Origin of the sequence: Yimella sp. NH-Cas1 (assembly GCF_022359705.1) — a bacterium.
GTDB classification, from domain to species: Bacteria; Actinomycetota; Actinomycetes; order Actinomycetales; family Dermatophilaceae; genus Yimella; species Yimella lutea.
Genome location: NZ_JAKSGG010000003.1, coordinates 402,828 through 421,952, shown reverse-complemented (window position 1 = coordinate 421,952; position 19,125 = coordinate 402,828). Strand labels below are relative to the sequence as shown.

The 19,125-nt window shown below is 66.4% G+C and carries 23 protein-coding genes, 4 tRNA genes and 1 pseudogene; 5 read left to right on the top strand and 23 right to left on the bottom strand.

Going from position 1 to position 19,125, the window contains the following annotated elements; translation table 11 throughout:
- Positions 1-349: 349 nt before the first annotated feature.
- From MF407_RS02450 to MF407_RS02425, 6 genes and pseudogenes are all read right to left on the bottom strand, one after another.
- Positions 350-910 (bottom strand): hypothetical protein, encoded by a 561-nt coding sequence (locus MF407_RS02450; protein ID WP_239701152.1) that lies wholly within the window; start codon positions 908-910, stop codon positions 350-352.
- A 458-nt stretch (positions 911-1,368) separates the two neighbouring features.
- A complete protein-coding gene (locus tag MF407_RS02445) occupies positions 1,369-1,614 on the bottom strand; it encodes a hypothetical protein (RefSeq protein WP_239701150.1) in 246 nt (81 codons plus the stop codon).
- Between the two features lie 59 nt (positions 1,615-1,673).
- Complete coding sequence (locus MF407_RS02440; protein ID WP_239701149.1) at positions 1,674-1,952, bottom strand: hypothetical protein; 279 nt, start codon at positions 1,950-1,952, stop codon at positions 1,674-1,676.
- A gap of 65 nt (positions 1,953-2,017) precedes the next feature.
- Complete coding sequence (locus MF407_RS02435) at positions 2,018-2,290, bottom strand: hypothetical protein (protein ID WP_239701148.1); 273 nt, start codon at positions 2,288-2,290, stop codon at positions 2,018-2,020.
- Between the two features lie 7 nt (positions 2,291-2,297).
- Positions 2,298-2,474: pseudogene (glmU, locus tag MF407_RS02430) on the bottom strand (bifunctional UDP-N-acetylglucosamine diphosphorylase/glucosamine-1-phosphate N-acetyltransferase GlmU); the annotation flags it as partial.
- Between the two features lie 33 nt (positions 2,475-2,507).
- Positions 2,508-3,239: a hypothetical protein gene (locus MF407_RS02425; RefSeq protein ID WP_239701147.1), complete on the bottom strand. Its 732-nt coding sequence runs from the start codon at positions 3,237-3,239 to the stop codon at positions 2,508-2,510.
- Positions 3,240-3,438: 199 nt separating this feature from the next.
- On the opposite strand from MF407_RS02425, the gene MF407_RS02420 reads away from it, so the two are divergent.
- Entirely contained in the window at positions 3,439-4,608 is a 1,170-nt protein-coding gene (locus MF407_RS02420) for a CoA transferase (protein WP_239701146.1), read from the top strand.
- A 56-nt stretch (positions 4,609-4,664) separates the two neighbouring features.
- Positions 4,665-5,681, top strand: coding sequence for an SPFH domain-containing protein (locus MF407_RS02415; protein ID WP_239701145.1), 1,017 nt, complete (start codon positions 4,665-4,667; stop codon positions 5,679-5,681).
- A gap of 120 nt (positions 5,682-5,801) precedes the next feature.
- On the opposite strand, the gene MF407_RS02410 is transcribed toward MF407_RS02415, so the two are convergent.
- The 3 genes from MF407_RS02410 to MF407_RS02400 form a co-directional block, all read right to left on the bottom strand.
- Positions 5,802-5,880: transfer RNA gene (locus MF407_RS02410), tRNA-Gln, on the bottom strand.
- A gap of 41 nt (positions 5,881-5,921) precedes the next feature.
- The gene (locus MF407_RS02405) at positions 5,922-6,281 is read right to left on the bottom strand and encodes a VOC family protein (RefSeq protein ID WP_239701144.1); all 360 of its coding nucleotides are present in this window, start codon (positions 6,279-6,281) and stop codon (positions 5,922-5,924) included.
- Entirely contained in the window at positions 6,278-7,072 is a 795-nt protein-coding gene (locus tag MF407_RS02400) for a methyltransferase domain-containing protein (protein ID WP_239701143.1), read from the bottom strand. Before MF407_RS02400 ends, MF407_RS02405 begins: the two co-directional genes overlap by 4 nt.
- Before the next feature lie 64 nt (positions 7,073-7,136).
- On the opposite strand from MF407_RS02400, the gene MF407_RS02395 reads away from it, so the two are divergent.
- A complete protein-coding gene (locus MF407_RS02395) occupies positions 7,137-7,637 on the top strand; it encodes a MarR family transcriptional regulator (RefSeq protein ID WP_129624537.1) in 501 nt (166 codons plus the stop codon).
- Between the two features lie 289 nt (positions 7,638-7,926).
- Here MF407_RS02395 and rplA read toward each other — a convergent pair whose 3' ends face one another.
- From rplA to MF407_RS02370, 5 genes are all read right to left on the bottom strand, one after another.
- Complete coding sequence (gene rplA / locus MF407_RS02390) at positions 7,927-8,652, bottom strand: 50S ribosomal protein L1 (RefSeq protein WP_129624538.1); 726 nt, start codon at positions 8,650-8,652, stop codon at positions 7,927-7,929.
- 157 nt (positions 8,653-8,809) lie between these two features.
- On the bottom strand, positions 8,810-9,241 hold the full coding sequence (gene rplK, locus MF407_RS02385; RefSeq protein WP_129624539.1) for a 50S ribosomal protein L11: 432 nt from the start codon (positions 9,239-9,241) through the stop codon (positions 8,810-8,812).
- 97 nt (positions 9,242-9,338) lie between these two features.
- The gene (gene nusG / locus MF407_RS02380; protein WP_168990126.1) at positions 9,339-10,250 is read right to left on the bottom strand and encodes a transcription termination/antitermination protein NusG; all 912 of its coding nucleotides are present in this window, start codon (positions 10,248-10,250) and stop codon (positions 9,339-9,341) included.
- Positions 10,251-10,304: 54 nt separating this feature from the next.
- The gene (gene secE / locus MF407_RS02375) at positions 10,305-10,550 is read right to left on the bottom strand and encodes a preprotein translocase subunit SecE (RefSeq protein WP_168990127.1); all 246 of its coding nucleotides are present in this window, start codon (positions 10,548-10,550) and stop codon (positions 10,305-10,307) included.
- A 34-nt stretch (positions 10,551-10,584) separates the two neighbouring features.
- Positions 10,585-10,657: transfer RNA gene (locus MF407_RS02370), tRNA-Trp, on the bottom strand.
- A 137-nt stretch (positions 10,658-10,794) separates the two neighbouring features.
- On the opposite strand from MF407_RS02370, the gene MF407_RS02365 reads away from it, so the two are divergent.
- Positions 10,795-11,856, top strand: a complete 1,062-nt coding sequence (locus MF407_RS02365; protein WP_239701142.1) for an adenosine deaminase — start codon at positions 10,795-10,797, stop codon at positions 11,854-11,856.
- Positions 11,857-11,943: 87 nt separating this feature from the next.
- Here the strand turns inward: MF407_RS02365 and MF407_RS02360 are convergent, their stop codons facing one another.
- From MF407_RS02360 to MF407_RS02350, 3 genes are read right to left on the bottom strand one after another with little or no spacing between them, the layout of a single operon-like run.
- A complete protein-coding gene (locus tag MF407_RS02360) occupies positions 11,944-13,017 on the bottom strand; it encodes a UDP-N-acetylmuramate dehydrogenase (RefSeq protein WP_239701141.1) in 1,074 nt (357 codons plus the stop codon).
- Entirely contained in the window at positions 13,017-13,436 is a 420-nt protein-coding gene (locus tag MF407_RS02355; RefSeq protein ID WP_239701140.1) for a MaoC/PaaZ C-terminal domain-containing protein, read from the bottom strand. Before MF407_RS02355 ends, MF407_RS02360 begins: the two co-directional genes overlap by 1 nt.
- The gene (locus tag MF407_RS02350) at positions 13,436-13,882 is read right to left on the bottom strand and encodes a MaoC family dehydratase N-terminal domain-containing protein (protein WP_239701139.1); all 447 of its coding nucleotides are present in this window, start codon (positions 13,880-13,882) and stop codon (positions 13,436-13,438) included. The genes MF407_RS02355 and MF407_RS02350 overlap by 1 nt, the downstream gene beginning before the upstream one ends.
- On the opposite strand from MF407_RS02350, the gene MF407_RS02345 reads away from it, so the two are divergent.
- Complete coding sequence (locus MF407_RS02345) at positions 13,881-14,396, top strand: hypothetical protein (protein ID WP_239701138.1); 516 nt, start codon at positions 13,881-13,883, stop codon at positions 14,394-14,396. The two genes, MF407_RS02350 and MF407_RS02345, sit on opposite strands and share 2 nt — an antisense overlap.
- Positions 14,397-14,977: 581 nt before the next feature.
- Here the strand turns inward: MF407_RS02345 and rpmG are convergent.
- The 6 genes from rpmG to MF407_RS02315 all read right to left on the bottom strand — a co-directional run bounded on the left by rpmG (position 14,978) and on the right by MF407_RS02315 (position 19,022).
- A complete protein-coding gene (gene rpmG, locus MF407_RS02340) occupies positions 14,978-15,148 on the bottom strand; it encodes a 50S ribosomal protein L33 (protein ID WP_141929217.1) in 171 nt (56 codons plus the stop codon).
- A 47-nt stretch (positions 15,149-15,195) separates the two neighbouring features.
- Positions 15,196-15,272: transfer RNA gene (locus MF407_RS02335), tRNA-Met, on the bottom strand.
- Between the two features lie 51 nt (positions 15,273-15,323).
- Positions 15,324-15,396: transfer RNA gene (locus MF407_RS02330), tRNA-Thr, on the bottom strand.
- Between the two features lie 80 nt (positions 15,397-15,476).
- A complete protein-coding gene (locus tag MF407_RS02325; RefSeq protein WP_239701137.1) occupies positions 15,477-16,364 on the bottom strand; it encodes a MaoC/PaaZ C-terminal domain-containing protein in 888 nt (295 codons plus the stop codon).
- A gap of 4 nt (positions 16,365-16,368) precedes the next feature.
- A complete protein-coding gene (locus MF407_RS02320; protein ID WP_345770817.1) occupies positions 16,369-17,733 on the bottom strand; it encodes a 3-oxoacyl-ACP reductase in 1,365 nt (454 codons plus the stop codon).
- Entirely contained in the window at positions 17,730-19,022 is a 1,293-nt protein-coding gene (locus MF407_RS02315; protein WP_239701135.1) for an acetyl-CoA C-acetyltransferase, read from the bottom strand. Before MF407_RS02315 ends, MF407_RS02320 begins: the two co-directional genes overlap by 4 nt.
- Positions 19,023-19,125 lie beyond the last annotated feature (103 nt).

The window sequence follows — 19,125 nt, the reverse complement described above, 5'->3', positions numbered from 1 at the left end:
TTTCTGCAGCCAGGCAGCGATCGGAGTGTCTGCGCGAGCACATCTGTGCCGGTCGATGTAGTTGGCTGGACCGACCGACGAACAGGAGCAGACATGGTGTCCAGCGACAACGATGGCCAGATCTCGGAGACCTCGATGGCGGTGCCGGACGCCGGCGCCGACCAGACTCCGGGAACCGAGGAAGGTACCCCGTCAGCAGCCGACTCGGGACACGAGCCGCACGAAGGTCCGCGAGACTACGCAAGCACGGACCGCACTGCATCAGGCGAAGAGACGGACGAGGCATCCTCGAACAATGAGTAACGGTCCGGCCCCCGAGTGGGGGCCGGACCGTTCGGCGTCCTGCTGATCAGGCGGTGGCCGGACGCGCGACGCGCTTGGCGTGACGCAGACCCATCAGGGCCAGCACCAGGAACACGAGCGCTCCGAGGAAGGCGCCGATCGCGGCCCACAGGGCGACCTTGGCCATGGTGCCGAAGGCGTAGGCGTTCAGCAGCATGCCGCGCAGGGTGTTGCCCATGAACAGCGACTGGCGCAGTTCGCCGAGCTTCTTGGTCTCTTCGGCGTTCGGGGCCGACTTGTTGGCCTTCATGTACTCGCCGCTGACCTCTTCGTAGGTCTTGTTGTTCGATTGAGTGTTCATGTGGACGAGGATGTACTGGTCGGCGAAAGCCTTGGCCTGGTCGCCGGTGGTCATCTTCTGACCGGCGAACTTCTCCAGGGCGGCCTTCTGCTCGGGGGTCTCGAGGCGGTCCTTCGCCGGCATGGTGATGTTCTGCTGGCTCAGCTGCTCCTCCACGTTGTTGTTGATGAACCAGGAGCCGTAGGCCAGCAGGGCACCAGCGACGAGCAGGACGGCGGCAAGGGCGAAGCCGAACCAGGAGACGAGACGATCGAGCGCGCTGCGCATGGGAGTTTCCTTCTTCAAAGTGATCCCGGGTTGTTCTCGGGGCTGATCACCATGTTCCTACGTTCGATAGTAGTTGACAAACCAACTACTACTCCAAGTCGTTGTTTTAGGTCGATGCCGCAGTGGCCGACATCACGAAGGCTTACCTGATCAGTCGAATACTGTTGTATGCCAGTGGTATTCATACAGACGCGCGTGCGTCGAGGAGGCCATTACGCTCACATTTCGAGATGCGCATCTCAGCTGGCAGTCGGCGACCAGGGCTACTGAGCCCCACCGACAGCATGCCGTCCGGACGGTCGACGCCGCCAGGTGAGCACCCGGCGGACCGATTCGCCAGCCGCCGTCGGCGACCGGACCGTGGACCACCGCCGGAACACCACGCATTCCGTGCCGCGGGAGCAGGTCGGTCTCGCTGACCCTGAGCCTGGCCACCGGGTGGGTTCTCGTCGCCAGGATCAGTTCGATTGCGCGCGGGCGGTTGTCGCTGCGGCAACGGCGGCACCGAGCACGGCCGTTCGGGCTTCGGCGAACGTGTCAGCGGCAGCGGTTCCGATCGCTTCGGCGAACTCGGGCATGGCCCGCCACCGTCGCGGCGTCCGCGCGGACACGCCCACGGCGACGGCAACGGATCCCGGGTCGCCACCAACGGCAAGCATCTCGGCGGCGTGTTGCTGCGACTCGGTCAGCGTCGATGCGGTCACGACGGCCACCGTCCGGCCAACGCACGACCGACGATGATCGGTGCCCGGTGCTCGCCACGTCAAGCGGTCACGAGGTGCCGAGGTCGGACGCATCGCGGGTTGCCGCAACGTCGGAGGACGACACGGGCGCGGTCGACGGGTCGGCCCCGGGTGATTTCGAAGACGTGGCGCGAGACGGTCACGAGCCGGCGAAGCTCGGGATCCCATGCGCGGGGCTGCGACGCGTCGGGCCCGGTCATGGCACCCGTCCACACGAAGCACCCGCGCATTATCTGGACGTGCGCTCGGACGTAGTACGGCAACGCTGCGAGTTCAGCGGCTGCGGTCGGGTCGGTCATGGGTGGTTCCTTCGGTTGGATGACCGGCCGCGCACCGGGAGGAGACGGCGCGCCCGGTCAGCGGCTCAGGGTCGACCCGTGGCGGGGTCGGGATACGAGCACGTCGACAGGCCGAGCGATGCCGGGTCGAGGTCATGCACGATGCGGCCTTGCTCGGCACGAACGGGCGCGAGCCCGAACGGGTCATCGTCGGGCGTGAGCGCGGCGAGGGTCGCGACGGTCACGTCTCGGGCGGTGCGTTCAGTGAGCGGGTTCGACACGCGTAGCGCGGTCGCTTCAGCCTGCCGGTGGTCGAGCGCGGCACGGACCTCGCGCACCTGGTCGAGGGCGTCGTTCAAGGTGCAGCAGGGTCTGGGTGGTCAGCAGCGGGGTGTCGCCGTAGGTGACGATCACGGTGCCGTCCAGGTCGGCGGGCAACTCCTCCAGCGCGCACTCGGCGGCGCGGCCGGTGCCCTTGATCTCGTCCTGGTCGGCGATGACCGCGTCGGGCCAGGTCTGCTGCACCACCGGGACGACGCGGTCGCGCTACCTCCCCGAGGCAGACGGTGACCCCGCTCAGCCGCCCCCGCCGCCGAGTGATCCGACGGCCCGGGCCACGACCAGCAGGCTGGTGAACAACGCAGCCGATGCCTGCAGACCCATCAGACATTTCGCCCGCGCCGACAACGGCATCGTGTCGGTCGGGCTGAATGCGCTGGAGTTGGTGAGGGACATGTAGGCGTAGTCGACGAAGGTAGGCATCCAACCTGCGGTCTCGCTCGACGAGGCGCGCACTTCAGCGACCGTCTCCCGGTTCTCGTCCTGAGAGAAGCGCCAGTCGGCGGGCGGGAGTTCCTCGCGCGTCACCCGCCGTCTCGCTACCGGCCCACCGCGGTCGAGTTCCCAGTACAAAAGGGCGAAGCCGATGACGCCGGTCAACCACACCTGCATGCCGCCGATGAGCAGGGCAGTGCCGGACGCCTTTTCGTCGGGCAGCGTAGCGAGCAGCAGACCGAGGCCGGTCAAATTCGCGGCGATGATCAGGCAGGCAAGGACCACCGAGACGGCTCTGGACAAGCGGGTGTGCCGGTTCATCCGCAACGGATTGGTCCAAAGCAGCGCCATGAGCAGCAGCAGTTCGAGGCCGGGCACGACCAGGCGCGGCCCGAAGCGGATTTCACTGGGCAAGGTGGCGTAAGCGACAGCCGCGAGCACGACCGCGAGCGCCGGTGGGATGCGGTGCTCGCCGCCGCTTCGGTCATCGGGCGGATCTTGGTCGAGCGCGCGCCCGGAAGATTTCGAGTTCATTGCCACCACCTGCCACCACCTGCCACTACTTGCCCGGCTCACGCGTCCGGTCGCTCGCGAGCCTATTGGCGCGGCGCAGGCCGCGTCGGCCGGGGGAGGCACCCGTCCGGGTGGCACTTCGGCCACCCTCCGCCGGTTCGCGTCGACCGGCATGGCCGCGGCAGGCTGACACTCCGAGACCGAACGCGTGGAGGACAGCATGAGTGAGTTGGACGATTCCCCCAGGCCGACGACCGCGCTCGACGCCACCCCACCGCTCGAGGGCATCAAGGTCACCGACTTCAGCCGGGTGCTTGCTGGACCGCTGGCCACGATGATGCTCGCCGACCTGGGCGCCGAGGTGGTGAAGATAGAGCGTCCGGGCACGGGCGACGACACGCGCCAGTGGGGGCCGCCGTGGACGCCACGTGGTTCGGCGTATTTCGAGAGCGTCAATCGCAGCAAGCGGAGCGTCGCGCTCGATCTGAAGAACCCCTCTCATCTGGAGATCGCACGGCAACTCGCTCTTGAAGCAGACGTTGTGGTGGAAAATTTCACGACCGGGACGATGGATCGACTCGGTCTCGGGTACGAGCAGTTGGCTGCCGAAAACCCAGGTTTGATCTACTGCTCGATCACCGGATTCGGTTCGGGCGCAGGCGCTCGCATGGCGGGCTACGACTTTCTGGTGCAGGCCGTGGGCGGGTTGATGAGCATCACCGGTGCGGCTGACGGAGAACCGACGAAGGTCGGTGTCGCACTCGTCGACGTGCTCACCGGCAAGGACGCGGTGATCGCAGTGCTCGCCGCGCTTCAGGAGCGCCACCGTAGCGGGCGGGGCCAACTCGTGGAGGTCAGTCTGCTGACCAGCCTGCTCGGCTCGCTGGTGAACCAAACGTCCTCCTACCTGACGACCGGCCGCTCACCCGGCCGCATGGGCAACGCCCACCCCTCGATCGCACCGTACGAATCGCTGCGGTGCACGGACGGTTCGATCGCGATTGCGTGCGGGAACGACGGACAGTTCGCGCGGTTGGCGGCGCAGATCGGCCGACCGGAGCTGGCGACCGATCCGCGGTTTGCGAGCAACCCCGCCCGGGTAGCGCACCGGGCTGAGCTGGTTGCCGAACTTGAAGCCGGACTCGCAGGCGACACTGCATCCGGTTGGGTAAGGCGTCTGACGGCTGCCGGGGTGCCGGCCGGCGAGGTCGGCGACATCGGCTCCGCGATCGAGCTCGCTGAGCAACTGGGCCTCAACCCCACCGTCCATCTCGGTCCTGACCACCCGCGCCAGGTGCGTCACCCGATCAGCTTCTCGCGCAGCGGGATTCGCACCCCATCCCCGCCCCCCGACCTAGCGCAGCCACCTTCGTCCGCACGCGAGCACTGATCTGCCTCGGCCGTGAGGCAGGATTCAGCTGAGATCCACACACCAAGGGGGCTTCGATGGGCAGCACCATCTTCATCGTCCTGTTCGCGCTGCTGACCGTCATCGCGCTCGCGGTCGGGCTGAGCTTGCGTCGGCGAGCGAAATCGGCGTCCGATGAGGTCGACGGTTCGGATGATGATCCGCGCGCCGCCGGCGAACGGCGAAAGCGCCTGCCGATCAAGCACCAGTCGCCCAGCGAACGCGCAATGCTCCGCAGCCGTAGCCGGATGGCTTTCGCGGCGAGCACGGTGTGCGGATTGCTGACTCTCCTGGTGGCAGGTTCGTCGTGCCTGGTGCAGGTGCCGACCAAGGAGTACGGCGTTGTCACCAGCTTCGGCAAACCCGTCAACGTGTTGCCGAACGGCCTGCACCTCAAGGCGCCCTGGCACAAGGTCACTGATATCGACGCGGCGATCCAGACCGACAGCTACGAACAGTCCGACAAGGGTTCGACCTGCGTGCAGGTGCGCATTGCGCACCAGGCGACCGCGTGCGTCGACGTGTCGATCCGTTGGCGGATCAAGCAGCAGGCGACGGAGGCGTTGTTCAAGGACTACCGCGACTTCGGCAACATTCGCGGCTCGCTCATCGTGCGCGAGTTGCGTTCGGCGCTGAACACCGCGATGGACTCCTACGACCCGCTGGCCGTCGACGAGAACGGCGTCTCGCAGGCTCCGGCACTCGCAGCGTTGTCGCAGCAGGTGCAGAAGGAGATGAGTGGCACGATCGGCGACCAAGTGGAGGTGTTGTCGGTGATCATCCCGGTGATGCACTTCGATGCCAATACCCAGTCGAAGGTCAACGCGCTGCTCTCGCAGGTGGCTCAGACGCGCATCGCGGCGCAGTCGGTGCAGACCAGCAAGCAACAGGCTCAGGCGAACAAGACGCTCGCCGACTCGGTGAGCAAGGACCCGAACGTGTTGGTGAGCAAGTGCTTCGACCTGCTGGAGTCGGGCAAGTTCACCCCGCCGGCCGGATTCAGCTGCTGGCCGTCGTCGGGATCTTCCGTCGTGGTGCCGAGCTCGGCGAAGTAGGACTACTCCACGGGTAGGCGTGCACATCTCGCAGACGGCGCGTGCATTGCTCGCGACTTGTACAGTTCGCGAGCCTTGCTCGCGGGGCTCGTGAGGCGTGTACGGCGCTGGCTGCGCGCGCTCCCCGGGAAGGAATCGAACCTTCGTCGCTAATCCTGATTCAAAGTCAGGCGGCCCCTGCCAGCAGAGCAACCGGGGAATGCGCCCGAGCGGGCGCGGCGTCCAGGGTATCCGACGAGGTCAGACCTGCTGAATCTCGATCCGATTGCCGCACGGATCGTCGGTGTGAAAACGGCGAACGTTCGGGACGTTCGTGTCCGGCCGCACTGGGCCGCCGACCTCTTCGATCCGGGCGGCAACCGCGTCCAGGTCGTCGACCAGGAAGCACGGGTGCGCTTTGCGCGCGGGAATGAAGCCGTCCTCGACGCCGCAATGCAACTCCTGTGGTCCCACCTGGAACCACACTCCCCCGCGCGCAGCGAGCACCGGGGGCTTGGGGATCTCGGGCAGACCCAGCACGGTGCCGTAGAACGCGCGCAGACGATCCTCCGCCCCTGCGGGGCAAGCGATCTGTACGTGATGAAGGCCTAGAACGGTCATCGTGTACCGCCTTTCGCGCCGACCGCGAAGATGCGTCGGAAAGGGAACAGCACACCGTACGGGCGACGCGGGTAGGCGACTGCCAACTCGTTACCCAGGCTCGCGAGGAACGGGTCGACCTCGTCGGGTCGAAGCGCGTCGAGGATCGGACGCAGCGCCGTGCCCTTCACCCACTCGAGCACCGGATTCTCCTGCGTTCCAGCGGGATCCAAGATCTGCAGGTAGGTGGTCTCCCACGCGTCCACGTGACCACAGCGCGTCGAGAGCAGATCCGCATACTCCTCGGGTTCGAGGACCGGGTCGTGCCGCAGGAGCGGCGTCAGCTCCTGCGCTCGTGAATGCGACGAGACGACCTCCCGGATGATCCGATGCGAGTCAGCGGCAAAGTTCCCGGGCACCTGCATCGCGAACACCGCTCCCTGCGACGCAGCGTCAAGCCAACGCTCGATCAAAGATGCATGATCCGGCACCCACTGGAGCGTGGCGTTGGTGACGATCAGATCGACAGACACATCAGCCGGATCCCATTGCACAACATCGGCATTCAGCCACGACACTCGATCGTCGCCGTCATGCGCCCGCGCCTGCTCGAGCATTTCCGAACTGGAGTCGATCCCGATGATCCTTGCGTCCGGCCAGCGTTCGAGCATCGACAATGTGGCCAGCCCGTTCCCGCAGCCGAGGTCGACGATGGAACCCGGGTCAGCGAGCGGGATCCGACTCAACAGATCGACGAACGGGCGAGTGCGGTGATCATCGAACTTCTCGTACTGCACAGCGTCCCAGCGCATCGGCTTCCCCTCGCAGATCGAATATCTTGATATCAAGATACTTTACATCAAGTATGGTGGCACCATGGGCAACCAGCGCACCGACGAGGTCGATGTCATCGTCGACGCCTGGCGTCGCGAGCGTCCGGATCTGGACGTCGACCCGCTTCTTGTACTGTCCCGCGTCACGCGCCTGGCACGCCGCCTCGATCAGGCTCGATCGTCTGCTTTCAGCACTCACCAGCTGGAAGCGTGGGAGTTCGACGTGTTGTCGGCGCTGCGCCGAGTGGGGGAACCCTACGAACTCTCCCCCGGCGCCCTCGGCCAGCAAACACTGGTCACCAGCGGCACGATGACCAACCGGGTCGACCGGCTCGCCGGGCGCGGTTACGTCGAACGACGCCCCGCACCGAACGACCGCCGCGGTGTCCTGGTGCGGCTGACCGAACGTGGCCGCCAAGTCGTCGACGCAGCTTTCGAGGACCTTCTCCGCCAGGAACGCGCACTACTTGCAGCACTCCCGGCTCGCGAACGCACCCAACTCGCGTCCAGCCTGCAGCGGCTGCTGGCAACCCTCGAAAGCTGAGCACCGTCGCTCCGCCACCGATGGCGTACGTGGTGAGCGTGAGGTGGGACTCCCACGTCCGCCCCGTCCGCGGTGATCCGCGCGGCGTCCTTCCACGGGCCGTCACCGGCGTGCTCCATCGTGATGTCGACGCGGAAGAACTCGCCCGGCTCGGTTCGGGTGGCACCGACCACGTCAGATACCAGCCGCTATCCAGCACCACCAGTTCAGTCATATGTCCAGCACACCCCGCACAACGAAACGGCCGCCCACCCTGCGGGTGGACGGCCGTCGAGCGATCGAATCAGGCTCAGGCCTCTTCGGAGGTGGCTTCCTCGGAGGTGAGGTTGCGGGTCTTGGTGAAGTCCAGCGGGATACCGGGGCCCATCGTCGTCGACATGGTCGCCTTGGTGATGTAGCGACCCTTCGACGAGGCCGGCTTCAGACGCAGGATCTCCTCCAGCGCGGCGGCGTAGTTCTCGACGAGCGACTTCTCGTCGAAGGATGCCTTGCCGATGATGAAGTGCAGGTTGCTGTGCTTGTCGACGCGGAACTCGATCTTTCCGCCCTTGATGTCGCTGACAGCCTTCGCGGTGTCCATGGTGACGGTGCCGGTCTTCGGGTTCGGCATCAGACCACGCGGGCCGAGGACCTTACCGAGACGACCGACCTTGCCCATCAGGTCGGGGGTGGCGACGACGGCGTCGAAGTCGGTCCAACCGCCGGCGACCTTCTCGATGAGGTCGTCGGAACCGACGAAGTCGGCGCCTGCAGCCTCAGCAGCGGCCGCCTTGTCACCGTTGGCGAAGACCAGCACGCGGGCGGTCTTACCGGTGCCGTGCGGCAGGTTGACGGTGCCGCGGACCATCTGGTCGGCCTTGCGCGGGTCGACACCGAGGCGGAACGCGACCTCGACGGTCGAGTCGTACTTGGTGTTCGCCGAGTCCTTGGCCAGACGGACGGCCTGCAGCGGCGCGTAGACCGAGCCTTCGCCGATCTTCTCCGCGGACGCGCGGTAGTTCTTGCTGCGCTTCATGAGTGCTCCTCGTGAATGATGTGGGAGTTGTGGTTCTGCGGACCAGCGCCGGCCCAACCACCTGTTGCCAGTAGGCAACCTGTCCATTGTCGCGCATGAACGGGGCTGACGCGAAATCGCGTCAGCCCCGTTGCTGCACAACGTTATTGCTGGTCGATCAGGACTCGACGTCGATACCCATCGAACGGGCGGTGCCGGCGATGATGCGCGACGCCATGTCGATGTCGTTGGCGTTGAGGTCCTGCATCTTCTGCTCGGCGATGGCGCGCACCTGGTCCTTGGACAGCTTGGCGACCTTGGTCTTGTGCGGCTCACCCGAACCCTTGGCGACGCCGGCAGCCTTCTTGATCAGCTCAGCGGCGGGCGGGGTCTTGGTGATGAAGGTGAACGAGCGGTCTTCGTAGACCGTGATCTCGACCGGGATGACGTTGCCACGCTGGGATTCGGTCGCGGCGTTGTAGGCCTTGACGAACTCCATGATGTTGACGCCGTGCTGACCGAGGGCCGGGCCGACGGGCGGAGCCGGGGTGGCCGCACCGGCCTGGATCTGCAGCTTGATGAAGCCGGAGACCTTCTTCTTGGGAGGCATGTAGCTTCCTCTTTCTTTTCAGTGTGGGCCTACGCCGTGGGCGATGACCCGGTTGCATGTCCTCACCCGAGGCCCGGGCAAGGGGTTGAGCGACGACTCAGATCTTGGCGACCTGGTTGAAGCCCAGCTCGACCGGCGTTTCGCGGCCGAAGATGGAGACCAACACCTTGAGCTTCTGGGTGTCGGTGTTGATTTCGGAGATCGTCGCCGGAAGCGTCTCGAAGGGACCTTCCATGACGGTGACGGACTCTCCGACGTTGAAGTCGACCTCGGCCGGCGTGGCAGCCTTCTTCGCAGCACCACCGGTCTTCTGACCTGCGGCGGCCTCGGTCTCGGGCTCCTCGAAGGTCGGGTTCAGCATCGTCACGACCTCGTCGAGGTTCAGCGGCGACGGCGCGTGCGCGTTGCCGACGAACCCGGTGACACCTGGGGTGTGGCGCACCGCGCCCCAGCTCTCGTCGGTGAGGTCCATACGCACCAGCACGTATCCGGGCATCCGGACACGGGTGCCCATCTTCTTCTGGCCGTTCTTGATCTCGGTGAAGTCTTCCATCGGAACCTCGATCTGGAAGATGTAGTCCTCCATCGACAGGTTCTGAATGCGGTTCTCCAGGTTCGCCTTGACCTTCTTCTCGTATCCGGCGTACGAGTGGATGACGTACCAGTCGCCGAACTGCGAACGCAGTTCGCGCATGTACTCCTCGCGCGGGTCGACGGCCGGCTTCGTAGCCTCGGCCGCGCCTTCGTCCTCGGAAGTCTCGGACTCGGCATCCGCGACATCGTCAGCCTTGACGGCAGCGTCCTCGGCCTCTGCGTCAACCTGGGTGCCCTCGCCGTCGACGTCGTCGGCGTACGCGGGCATGCCCTCGTCCTCGGCATCGGCCACGCGCAGGTCGTCGTCGGCGTCGGCACCCGGTGCCGGCGAGGTCACGTCCTGGGCAGCGTCGGGCAGTTCGACGGACTCGGCCGTCTCCTGTGCGTCGACGTCAGGGCTGTGCTGCTCAGTCATGGACCTGCTTCCTTGATTCGTTTTCGTTTGCGTCGGTGCGGACGTCGCGGCGGGTCAGCTGGTGCCAAAGACGAACGACACGGCACGGCTGAAGACCCAGTCGAGGCCGAGGACGAACAACATGATGAACACGATGAAAGCCAGTACCACGATGGTGTACTGGGTGAGTTCGTCGCGGGTGGGACGGACCACCTTGCGGATCTCGGCGATGACCTGCCGGATGTACAGCAGAATCCGACCGAAGAATCCCTTGGAGGACTGCTCCGTGTCGCGAGCGCTCGCGGTGCTCGTGTCGGCCACGGTGTCGCCTCTCTCCTGATCGATCACGTATGCGCAGGGCACGAGGGACTCGAACCCCCAACCCCCGGTTTTGGAGACCGGTGCTCTACCAATTGAGCTAGTGCCCTGTGGTCGGGATGTTGGAAATCCTGACCGGGTGGCCGCCTGCGGACACGACTGAGCGTGGCTGACAGTCAACCGAAGGACGAGTCTACGTCAGACCCCGCTACGGAAGCCAACCCGGCTCGGCCACTAGCGTTCCGCCATGGCTGCAACGAAGGATGCGACGACGGACGACACCACTCGCGGACGCTCGCTGCTCACGTTGCCGAAGGCGCATCTGCACCTGCATTTCACCGGCTCGATGCGCATCGAGACGGTGCGCGAGATGGCCGACAAGCACGGTCTGCGGCTACCGAACGCACTCACCCGTGACTACCCGCCTCAGCTGTCCGGGGTGGACGATCGCGGCTGGTTCCGGTTCCAGCGACTGTACGACGCCGCCCGCGCGTGCGTTCGCGACGAGCAGGACATGCGACGCATCGTCCGGGAGGCTGCGCAGGACGACGCTGCCGAGGGCTCGAAATGGTTGGAGATCCAGGTCGACCCGACCTCGTACGCCGGATTCGTCGGTGGCATCACGCCGATGCTAGAGATCGTGATCGACGAGGCCAAGGCCGCCTCGAGCGATCTCGGTATCGGCGTCGGAGTGCTGGTGGCCGCGTCCCGCATCAAGCACCCCTACGACGCCCGGACCCTTGCCCGCCTGGCCGTGCAGCACGCCGGCGACGTCCTGGCATTCGGTCTTTCCAACGACGAGCGCCGCGGCAACACCGAGGACTTCGCCCCGGCGTTCCGCATCGCCCATGCCGGCGGCTTGGCGTCCGTACCCCATTCGGGCGAGCTTCTCGGACCGCAGGCGATCAGCGAGACCATCGACTCACTCGGCCCGCAGCGGCTGGGTCACGGCGTCCGGGCAGCGGAGTCGGACGTGGTGCTGGAGCGGGTGCTCAACAACGACATCGCACTCGAGGTCTGCCCGGGATCGAACCTCGCCCTCGGCGTCTACTCCTGCCCCGAGGACGTGCCACTTCGCCAATTGTTCGACGCGGGCGCGACCATCGCGCTCGGGGCCGACGACCCACTGCTGTTCGACAACCGGCTCGCCGCGCAGTACGAGACGGCTCGGACGGTGCACGGCTTCAGTGACGAGGAACTCGCCGAACTCGCCCGGCACTCGATCCGCGCATCATTCGCACCGGACGACAGCAAGCGCGAGATGTTCGCCGAGGTCGACGCCTGGCTCACCGAAAGTCCGCAGAACTGACACGCTGACCCGCGCGTTCTGCGGACACCCGCTGCTGAATGTCCGCAAGCTGGCCGCGGTGACGCGCGAGTTCTGCGGACTCTCGGGTCAGAGGTCGTGGCCGACGAAGACGGGTTCGTTGACCAGTTCCACGCCGAACGCCTCCCGGACGCCGTCGCGCACCGTGCGTGCCAACTCGGCGACGTCGCGAGCAGTCGCCTTCCCGCGGTTGGTCACCGCGAGCGTGTGCTTGGTCGACAGCGCAGCGGGGCCGGGCATCCCGAAGCCCTTGCCGAAGCCGCCCTTGTCGATCAGCCATGCCGCGCTCGTCTTGACCATGCCGTCGGGGGCCGGGAACTGCGGCGGCTTCGGGCCGTCGGCACCGAGCCGCTCTGCGGCGCGCTTCTCCAGCTCCGCGAACCGTTTCGGGGACAGGATCGGGTTGGTGAAGAACGAACCACAGGACCAGGTGTCGTGATCGGACGTGTCCAGCACCATGCCGCGCTTGCGGCGCTGGGCCAGCACGGCCTCGCGTGCATCGGCGAGCGACACCCGAGTGCCCTGGTCGACCCCGAGCTGGGCGGCCAGGTCGGCGTACGCGACCGGCTGCGACAGGTCGGCAACCGTCAACTGGAAGAGCACGTCGAGGACGACGAAGCGTCCGGTCTGCTTGAAGACAGAGTGCCGGTAGGTGAAGTCGCAGCGCTGGTTGGTGAAGGTGCGGATCTGCTGGGTGTCGCGGTCGAAAGTGCGCACCTGGGCGACCGTCTGCGCGACCTCTTGTCCGTACGCGCCGACGTTCTGCACCGGCGTCGCGCCGGCCAGACCGGGAATGCCGGAGAGGGCTTCGATGCCCGACCAGCCCTCGGCGCACGCACGCGCGACGAACTCGTCCCAGTTCTCCCCCGCTGCGACCCGAACCATCGCGCCCCCACAGGAGTCGCTCGACTCGACCTGGATACCGCTGTTGGCGATGTGGACGACCGTGCCGGCGAAACCGTCGTCGCTGATCACGAGGTTCGAGCCCCCCGAGACGATGAGCAGGGGTTCGTCGGCGTCGTCGACCTCACGCACGGCATCGACGATGTCGTCGATGGATTCCGCAGTGACCAGCCGGCGCGCCGGCCCACCGACGCGCATGGTGGTGAGCGTCGCGAGCGCGACGTCGTGTGCCTCCTGCATCAGCGCTCGCTCAGGTCGACGGTGGCCAGCGCGCGGCTGAGCACCTTCGTCCCGCCCTGGGTGGCGGTGAGTTCGACCGTGACGCGGTCGCCGTCGATCTTCTTGATCGTGCCGGTCACCGCGAGCGGGGTGGCCGAGTCGTACTCGACGACGACCGGTGCGCTGAAGCGCACGCTGTACTCGAGGACTCGTCCCGGGTCGCCCACCCATTCGCCGACCAGCGAGACCGCGGCGCCCATCGTCCACATGCCGTGGCCGATCACGCTCGGCAGGCCGACCGAGGTCGCGAACTTCTCGTCCCAGTGGATCGGGTTGAAGTCACCGGACGCGCCGGCGTAACGGACGAAGGTCGCGCGGTCGACGGCGATCTCGGTGCTGCCTATCGAGTCGCCGACGGCGAGTTCGGAAATCCGGGGCATCACGCTTCACCTCGAATCACGACGACACAGTTCACGTCGCAGACGGGGTCACCCTCGGTCGTCGTGATCGCGGTCTTCAAGGTCACCATCGAGTGCCCGCCCGCCGACCGCACCCGGTCGACGGTCGTTGCAGCGGTGATCTCGTCACCGGCCACCAACGGGCGGTGATGGGTGAAGCCTTCTTCGCCATGAACCAGTCGGCTGAAATCGATACCCGCGTCGGGATCGACGATCGCGGCGGCTTCGGCCCGCTGCGCCACGATGACCGCGAAGGTCGGCGGCGCGACGACATCGGCGTAGCCGAGCGAACGGGCGTGCTCGACATCGGTGTGGACGGGGTCCTTGGCGCCGACGGCGGCGGCGAACTCGGCGATCTTCGTGCGGGACACGGAGTAGGTCGGGATGGCCGGGTAGGTGCGGCCTTCGACTTCGGGGTTGACCGGCATGAAGCCGACCCTATCGCCCGGTCACGACAATCGCCGCGAACGCTCTGGGGACGCCAAAGGACACCGGCCGTGGCCGGTGCCCTTCGGGTGGGGCGTGGTTCGGGTGGCTCAGGAAGCCGAGGGAGCCGCGGTGCTCGTCGGCGCCTGCGAGGCCGGGGCCGCCGGAGCGGGCGCCTGGGTCGAGGCCGGTGCGCTGGGCGAGTCTGACGCGGCCGACGTGGCAACGGACGACGAGCTACTGCTCGAAGTCGACGACGTGTTGCTCGAGGCGCTCACCTCTGCCACCTTCCCGCCGGGGCAGGCGCAGTCGGGCGGAGTGCCGGGGATATTGAAGGTTGGCGTCGTGTACGGCAAGTGCGTATTGGGGTCACCGGTCGGCGACGACGAGTGGTTCCAGATGATCGTCATCGTGAAGTCGAACTCCTGGTTTGCACTGTTGCTGCTGTCGGCACGGAAGGCGACGTTGCGGCATTCGTTCGCATCCAGCGCGATCGGCAAGCTCGGACTAGCGTGAATCAGGGTGAGGTTTGTGCCAACCGTCGTGTAGCTGACGCCGTGGATCCAGATCGGCACCGGCGAGTTGTTGCACACGGTGAACCGGAACTCATACCCCTTCGGGAAGGTCTTGCAGCTCTTGCCCGGGCTCTTGCAGTAGCCGTTCAACTTGAAGGTGGGCGGCGTCTGGAGGGAGCTGGCCAGCGCCGGCGCAGCGGACGCGAGGGCAACGGTCGGGACGCTCCACCCGGCCCCCTTGGCGAGCGTGCGTCGTGAGATCGAGCGACCGGGTGTACGAGTGTCAGCCATGTTGTTATCCCCTGAACTTTCCCGAAGTTTCCGCGCGGTGATTCGGGTTCGCCGGCCGAAGCCGAAGTCACCGTGGCCGAGCAGTGCCAGCAAGCCCCGCGCGGGCCCACTTACACGAGGGTTTGCAGTAAGTCACAACCCCCCGCGCCGATAGTACAGGTATCTTCGTGGACGCGCACCTGTGATACGCGAAACAGGGTGCGGTCACCGCGTCCGACCCCGTCAGAGCGCACGAGACCCCCGGGCGCAAGCGCCAGGGGGTCTCGAACTGCGAAGGAGCCGCGGATGCAATCAGCGCGTCTCGCGGTGCGCGGTGTGCTTGCCGCAGCGCGGGCAGAACTTGGCCAGCTCGACCCGGTCGGGGTTGTTGCGGCGGTTCTTCTTGGTGATGTAGTTGCGCTCCTTGCAATCCACGCACGCCAAGGTGATCTTGGGACGGATGTCTGCGCTCTTGCTAGCCACGGGGCAACCTGCTCTCGAAACGATGAATGTGGGTACTAACTTGGGATTGGTAGCGGGAGCGGGGCTCGATCCCGCGACCTCACGATTATGAGTCGTGCGCTCTAACCAGCTGAGCTACCCCGCCTTGGGGAACACGTCTCGCCTGAAAATCATTCCAGGCCCTGACGTGGACCAGAGCCCCCAAACGGAATCGAACCGTTGACCTTCTCCTTACCATGGAGACGCTCTACCGACTGAGCTATAGGGGCCTGCCTCCACCGACCGCCGAAACCTTGCGTTTCGAACCGTTCGGTAGCGCAGCGAAGAGGTTACCGGACACCTCTTCGATTCACGAAATCGAGTCGGGCCCGTGCTCCCCGATGTGCTCCACGACCACTGATCCGACGGCGTGCACGGTGTCCTTGCGGGCCGCGCGAAGCACCAGATCCCAGCCGTTCTCGGCCTCGTCCGCGATGAAGCGGACCTTGCCGGGGATGAGCACCGGCTTCTTGAACTCGACGCTGACGGTGTACTTCTCCGGCAGCCGGTTCTCGACGGCGGCGAGCATCTTCGACTTGCTCCACATGCCGTGGACGATGGTCGTCGGGAAGCCCAACGCCTTCGCGGCCAACGGATGCATGTGGATCGGGTTCACGTCACCGGAGACGGCGGCGTAGCGGCGTCCCAGGTCGGCAGTCAGCGCCCAGGTGACGCCCGCTCCGTCGGCCGGCTCCGGCTCGTCCGACTTCGACGGCACCTCGCCCGGAACTTTCTGCCCGCGGAACAGGTAGGTGGACGTCTCGGCCCAGACGACCTCGTCCCCCACTTTGATCGTGGACACGAGGTCGGCCTGCGCGCCGCGGAAGTGTGGCCGGAGGTTCTCGATGCCCACCTCCAGCTCGAGCACCTCGAGGGCTCCGACCCGACGGTGCTGGGTGATCGTGTTGGACAGGTGCACGCTGCCCATCAGCGGGAAGGGGAACTCCTTGTCCGCCATGAGCGTGACCTGCAGCGGGAACACCAGCACGTGCAGGTAGGTCGCCGGCAGCAGGTGTGTGACCGGGAAGCCGCACACCTGGTCGTAGGCGGCGAGCGCGCCCTGGTCGACCTTCACCCCGCGCTGGACGACGCGGACGTCAGGCAGCGTGCGGCCCTTGCGGGCGAACCCGGTGGCCGCGGCCTTCGCCAGCACCGGCCCGAGGGTCGGGGTGGCGTCGAGCTCGATGGTGCGCGTCATGGACTCATGCTCCCAGCTGGGACTGGCCGCAGACCCGCAGCACCTGACCGGTGACACCGGCGGATGCGGGCTCGGCGAAGAAGGCGATGGCCTCGCCCACGTCGACGGGTTGGCCACCCTGGAGCAGGGAGTTGAGGCGTCGGCCGACCTCGCGGGTCCCCATCGGGATCTTCGCGGTCATCTCGGTCTCGATGAAGCCGGGGGCGACGGCATTGACGGTGATGTTGCGTCCCTCGAGCTCCTTGGCGAGTTGGCGCACCATTCCGATGACACCGGCCTTCGACGCGGCGTAGTTCGACTGGCCGCGGTTGCCGCCGATGCCACTGATGGATGCGACGGACACGATGCGGCCGCCGTCCTTGAGCCCGCCCTGGACGGAGGGGTCGAGCAGCACCCTGTTCATCCGGAACTGCGACTGCAGATTGACGTCCAGCACTGAGCCCCAACGGTTTTCATCAGTGTTGACGAACAACTTGTCGCGGGTGATACCGGCGTTGTGGACGATGACGTCCAGTTTGTCGGCGTGCTGAGCCACGGCCTTCGCGATGCGCTCACCGGCATCTGGCGCGGTGATGTCGAGTTGGAGCGCAACCGCACCGATGGAGTTGGCGACCTTCGCAAGCGAATCGCCCGCGGCCGGGATGTCGACCGCGATCACCTTCGCGCCCGCACGGGCGAAGACCTTGGCGATCTCCGCGCCGATACCGCGAGCAGCGCCGGTGATCACCGCGACCTCACCCTTGAGCGGGACGTGGACATCAGCGATCGTGGGCACGTCGCCGGCGCCGATCGTGACGGGCTGACCGGACACATAGGCCGAACGGCTGGACAGGAAGAACCGCAGCGGCCCCTTCAGAGCTTCGTCGGACGCGTCCTGGCTGATGCGCAGCAGGTTGGCGGTGCCGCCGGCCCGCATCTCCTTGCCCAGGCTGCGGGTGATGCCTTCGAGCGCCTGCTGAGTGGCCGCTGCTTCGACGTCGGCCTCCTCGGCGGGCACGGCGGACAGGACGACGATGCGACCGTTCTTGCCGAGCTTCTTCATCGCCGGTCCGACGGTGGCACGCAGCTGCTGGAGCTGGTCGAGCGTGCGGGCCGCAGTGGCGTCGAACACGACCGCGGACAGCTTCTCGTTGTACTCCGAGTCGGACTGCGCATCAACGACATTCGCACCCGCATCCGAAAGGACGGAGCGGACGGCGTCGAGCGCCGGAGCATCGCCGATGCCGGCGATCGCGGCCGGGCCCTCGATCAGTTCCTGCCCGACCGCGTAGCGGCGCAACACGGTCGGCTGCGGTAGGCCCACGGTGCCGGCGATCTTCTTGCCGAACCCGCCGTTCACGAACTTGGTGTAACCGTCGATACCGCTCACTTGGCAGCCTCCAGAATCGCAACGACGCCCTGGCCACCGGCAGCGCAGATGGAGATCAGGCCGCGACCCTCCCCCTTCTCGTGCAGCATCTTCGCCAGCGAGGCGACGATGCGTCCGCCGGTGGCGGCGAAGGGGTGGCCGGCCGCGAGCGACGAACCGTTGACGTTGAGCTTGCTGCGGTCGATCGAACCCAGCGGGGTGTCGAGACCGAGCTTGTTCTTGCAGAACTCCGGGTCCTCCATGGCGGCCAGGTGGCACAGCACGGTGGACGCGAACGCCTCGTGGATCTCGTAGAAGTCGAAGTCCTGAAGGGTGAGGTTGTTGCGCTCGAGCAGTCGCGCGATGGCGTACGGCGGAGCCATCAGCAGACCCTCGTTGCCGTGCACGTAGTCGACCGCAGCGGTCTCTGCGTCGACGAACCGCGCCAGCGGCGTGAGCTTGTGCTCGGCCGCCCACTCCTTGGACCCCAGCAGCACCGCGGACGCACCGTCGGTGAGAGGGGTGGAGTTACCGGCGGTCATGGTGGCCCCATCGCCCTTTCCGAACACCGGCTTGAGGGTGGCGAGCTTCTCGACCGAGGAGTCCGGACGCAGGTTGTTGTCGCGAGTGACGCCGAGGTAGGGGGTGACCAGGTCGTCGAAGAACCCGCGGTCGTAGGCGGCGGCGAGGTTCTGGTGGCTCTTGACCGTCAGTTCATCCTGCGCCTCGCGGCTGATGCCCCACTCCTTGGCGGTGATCGCCATGTGGTCACCCATCGACAGACCGGTACGCGGCTCACCGTTCTTCGGCTGCTCCGGAGTCAGCTGGTTGGGGCGCACCTTGAGCAGCGCCTGGATGCGCTGCTGCGGGGTCTTGGCGTAGTTGGCCTTCATCAGCGTCTTGCGCAGGTTGTCGTTCACCGCGAGCGGTGCGTCGGAGGTGGTGTCGGTACCACCGGCGATGCCGGAGTCGATCTGACCGAGCGCAATCTTGTTGGCCACCAACACAACTGCCTGGAGACCGGTGCCGCACGCCTGCTGGACGTCGTACGCAGGGGTGGTCGGGTCGAGGTGCGAACCGAGCACGCACTCGCGGGTCAGGTTGAAGTCGCGCGAGTGCTTGATGACGGCGCCGGCAGCGACCTCACCGAGGCGCTCGCCACCCAGGCCCAAACGTGCGACAAGGCCGTCGATGACGGCGGTCAGCATGTCCTGGTTGGAGGCCTTCAGGTACTTGCCGCCCGAGCGGGCGAACGGAATGCGGTTGCCGCCGAGGACGAAAACGTCACGCGGGCCTGCGGTGAGGCTCATGGAGGACTCTCCCGTGGTTCGATCGAGGAGGCGAGTGTCGAACTCGCCTAAATTTACCGATACCGACAGTAGCAGGTACGCCCAGTTTCGGATACTGTCGAAG

What these genes read in the sequence shown, in the direction of transcription:
- MF407_RS02440 (WP_239701149.1), bottom strand. Translation starts at nt 1,952, where the DNA reads ATGACCGACCCGACCGCAGCCGCTGAACTCGCAGCGTTGCCGTACTAC.
- MF407_RS02345 (WP_239701138.1), top strand. Translation starts at nt 13,881, where the DNA reads ATGAAGCCGACCCTATCGCCCGGTCACGACAATCGCCGCGAACGCTCT.
- MF407_RS02355 (WP_239701140.1), bottom strand. Translation starts at nt 13,436, where the DNA reads ATGCCCCGGATTTCCGAACTCGCCGTCGGCGACTCGATAGGCAGCACC.
- MF407_RS02420 (WP_239701146.1), top strand. Translation starts at nt 3,439, where the DNA reads ATGAGTGAGTTGGACGATTCCCCCAGGCCGACGACCGCGCTCGACGCC.
- MF407_RS02415 (WP_239701145.1), top strand. Translation starts at nt 4,665, where the DNA reads ATGGGCAGCACCATCTTCATCGTCCTGTTCGCGCTGCTGACCGTCATC.
- MF407_RS02315 (WP_239701135.1), bottom strand. Translation starts at nt 19,022, where the DNA reads ATGAGCCTCACCGCAGGCCCGCGTGACGTTTTCGTCCTCGGCGGCAAC.
- rplA (WP_129624538.1), bottom strand. Translation starts at nt 8,652, where the DNA reads ATGAAGCGCAGCAAGAACTACCGCGCGTCCGCGGAGAAGATCGGCGAA.
- MF407_RS02350 (WP_239701139.1), bottom strand. Translation starts at nt 13,882, where the DNA reads ATGCCGGTCAACCCCGAAGTCGAAGGCCGCACCTACCCGGCCATCCCG.
- MF407_RS02360 (WP_239701141.1), bottom strand. Translation starts at nt 13,017, where the DNA reads ATGCAGGAGGCACACGACGTCGCGCTCGCGACGCTCACCACCATGCGC.
- MF407_RS02400 (WP_239701143.1), bottom strand. Translation starts at nt 7,072, where the DNA reads ATGCGCTGGGACGCTGTGCAGTACGAGAAGTTCGATGATCACCGCACT.
- rplK (WP_129624539.1), bottom strand. Translation starts at nt 9,241, where the DNA reads ATGCCTCCCAAGAAGAAGGTCTCCGGCTTCATCAAGCTGCAGATCCAG.
- MF407_RS02365 (WP_239701142.1), top strand. Translation starts at nt 10,795, where the DNA reads ATGGCTGCAACGAAGGATGCGACGACGGACGACACCACTCGCGGACGC.
- MF407_RS02395 (WP_129624537.1), top strand. Translation starts at nt 7,137, where the DNA reads ATGGGCAACCAGCGCACCGACGAGGTCGATGTCATCGTCGACGCCTGG.
- MF407_RS02405 (WP_239701144.1), bottom strand. Translation starts at nt 6,281, where the DNA reads ATGACCGTTCTAGGCCTTCATCACGTACAGATCGCTTGCCCCGCAGGG.
- MF407_RS02425 (WP_239701147.1), bottom strand. Translation starts at nt 3,239, where the DNA reads ATGAACTCGAAATCTTCCGGGCGCGCGCTCGACCAAGATCCGCCCGAT.
- nusG (WP_168990126.1), bottom strand. Translation starts at nt 10,250, where the DNA reads ATGACTGAGCAGCACAGCCCTGACGTCGACGCACAGGAGACGGCCGAG.
- MF407_RS02325 (WP_239701137.1), bottom strand. Translation starts at nt 16,364, where the DNA reads ATGACGCGCACCATCGAGCTCGACGCCACCCCGACCCTCGGGCCGGTG.
- MF407_RS02450 (WP_239701152.1), bottom strand. Translation starts at nt 910, where the DNA reads ATGCGCAGCGCGCTCGATCGTCTCGTCTCCTGGTTCGGCTTCGCCCTT.